This window comes from Methylosinus sp. Sm6, assembly GCF_019802345.1.
Lineage (GTDB): Bacteria > Pseudomonadota > Alphaproteobacteria > Rhizobiales > Beijerinckiaceae > Methylosinus.
On sequence record NZ_JAINDZ010000092.1, the window covers coordinates 1 to 2,707 of the forward strand.

2 protein-coding genes are annotated in these 2,707 nt (G+C 65.9%); both read left to right on the forward strand.

Going from position 1 to position 2,707, the window contains the following annotated elements; translation table 11 throughout:
* A partial coding sequence (locus tag K3F48_RS23450) for a hypothetical protein (RefSeq protein WP_222577855.1) occupies positions 1–1,146 on the forward strand: 1,146 nt, incomplete at its 5' end.
* Positions 1,146–2,707: DUF935 domain-containing protein (locus K3F48_RS23455; protein WP_222577856.1), on the forward strand; the 1,562-nt coding region annotated here is incomplete at its 3' end. The genes K3F48_RS23450 and K3F48_RS23455, both read left to right, overlap by 1 nt.

Sequence of the window (2,707 nt, forward strand, 5' to 3'; positions counted from 1 at the left end):
TCGCTGCGCGGCCGTCAGGGCTATGTGATCATCGACGAAGCCGCCTTCCACGACGATCTCGCCGCCGTGCTGCAGGCTGCGCTGGCGCTGCTGATCTGGGGCGGCAAGGTCCTCATCATCTCGACGCACAATGGGACCGATAATCCCTATAACCGGCTGATCCTCGACGTCCGCGGCGGACGCAAGCCCTATGCACTCTTGCGCATCGACTTCGACGACGCGCTGAAACAGGGCCTCTATGAGCGTGTCTGCCTCGTCAAGGGCGAGGAGTGGAGCGTCGAGAAAGAGGCGAAGTGGCGCGCGGACATCATCGGCTTTTATGGCGAGGCGGCCGATGAGGAGCTGTTCTGCATCCCGTCCGAGGGCGGCGGGGCCTGGCTGCCGGCGCCGCTGATCGAGGCGCGCGCGCGGGCCGGCATTCCCGTGCTGCGGCTGGAGCGGCCGGAGAGCTTCACCTATTGGCCGGCGCATCTGCGCGAGGCCGACATTGCCGAATGGTGCGAGCGCGAGCTGCTGCCGATCCTGCGCGGGCTCGATCCCCAGCTCGGCCATTTCATCGGCGGCGATTATGGGCGCATCAAGGACCTCTCGGTCCTCTGGCCGCTGGCGATCTCGCGCACCACGCGCCGCATCACGCCGTTCGTCGTCGAAATGCGGCGCATCCCCTTCGATCAGCAAAAACAGGCGCTGCGCTACATTTGCGATCGCCTGCCGCGCTTTTCCGCGAGCAAGCATGACGCCACGGGCCTCGGCATGTCGATCGCCGAATATGCAGTGCAGCAATATGGGCTGGAGCGCACTGAGGCGGTCTCGCTCAACGTGCCCTGGTATCGCGACAATGCGCAGCCGCTCAAGACCGCCTTTGAAGACGACGCGATCGAGATCCCGGCGGATTCGGAAATCCACTCCGATCTGCGGCTCATCAGGACCAAGGGCGGCGTGCCCTTCGTGCCGCCGCTGAAATCCGGCGAGGACAAGAACCGCCATGGCGACGCGGCCGTCGCACTGATGCTCGCTTATGCGGCGACGCGCGCGCTCGTCGCGCTCTACGACTATGAGAGCGCCAGCACGCTGCGCGGGGCGATGCGCGGCGAGGATCGGGCCGACGCAGAGGACATGCAGCTCCCGCATGAAGGGCTCTATTGATGGTCGATGATTTCACGCTGCGCCAGGCGCTGGAGGCCGAGCAGGATCGGATCGGCATGCACGGGCCGTTGCCGCTGCTCGGGCCGGACGGCCAGCCGATCCGCAAATCGCTCTCGCCCAGCGAGCGCCGCAAGCTCTCCGAGGAGGAGGCGCGGCCCGAGCTCGTCGGCGTGCGCACGCTGTGGGACCAATCCGTCGCCTCGGGCCTCACGCCGGAGCGGCTGGCGACGCTGCTGCGCGGCGCCGTGCGCGGCGATCATCGGCCCTATCTCGAGCTGGCGGAGGAGATGGAGGAGCGGGACCTCCATTACTTCTCCGTGCTCGGCACCAGACGACGCACGCTCGCCCAGATCGAGCTGGCGATCGACGAGAAATCGGCGGCGCAGACGGAGCGTCGTATCGTCGATGCGGTGGAGGAGCTGATCGATGATCCGTCGCTCCCGGATGTGTTCGAGGATCTGCTCGACGGCCTGGGCAAGGGATACAGCGTCGTCGAAAACCTCTGGTATGAGCGCGAGGGCCTGTGGTGGCCCTATGAATATCTCTGGCGCGATCCGAAATATTTCACCTTCGACCACATCTCGCGCAGCGAGGTGAGGCTGCAGGAGATGGGCACGATCGACGGGCGGGAGCTGCCGCCGTTCAAATTCGTGGTTCACAAGCCCAAGCAGAAGTCCGGCATTCCGATCCGCGGCGGCTTTGCGCGCTTTGCGGCCTGGGGCTTCTTGTTCAAGAACTTCTCGCTGAAGGATTGGGCCAGCTTCCTCGATATTTACGGCATGCCGATCCGCGTCGGCAAATATCATCCGAGCGCGACCGGGGAAGAGCGCCGCAAGCTGCTGCAGGCGGTGATGAGCATCGCCTCGGATGCGGCGGCGATCATCCCGGAATCGATGCTAATCGAGTTCCTGGAGGCCAAGGGCGGCAGCAGCGGCGCGACGCCCTTCGAGGGGCTGTCGCGGTTCATCGACGAGCAGTTCTCCAAGGCCATTCTCGGGCAGACGATGACCGTCGAGAACGGCGGGAGCCTCGCCCAGGCGAAAGTGCATAATCAGGTCCGGCTAGATCTGCTGAAGGCGGATGGCCGCCAGCTCGCGGGCACGTTGAACAAGCAGTTGATAGAGCCGTTCGTCCAGGTGAACTTCGGCGACCGCGCCAAGGCGCCGAAGGTGAAGTTCCCGATCGCCGAGCCCGAGGATGTCGCTGTCCTCTCCACGGCGATCGGCACGCTAGTGCCCATGGGCCTGCGCGTCTCGCAGGCGGAGGTGCGCGGTAAGCTCGGCCTGCGCGAGCCGGAAGATGGCGAGGAGGTGCTGGCGCCGCCGCAGGCCGCGCAGACGGCGAAGAAGGCCGATCCCGTCACCAAGCAGGCGCTGCGCGAGGCCACGAATGCGCCGGCCCTCTACAAATGTCCTTGCGGCTGCGGGCGCAGCTTCTCGGCCGAGGCGGTGGCGCTCAACGCCGAGTCGGATATGGAGCCCGATCAGGTGGACGCGATCGGCGCCGAGGAGGCTGCCGATTGGGAGCCGCAGATGGAGCCGATCGTCGTCTCTATTCTCGA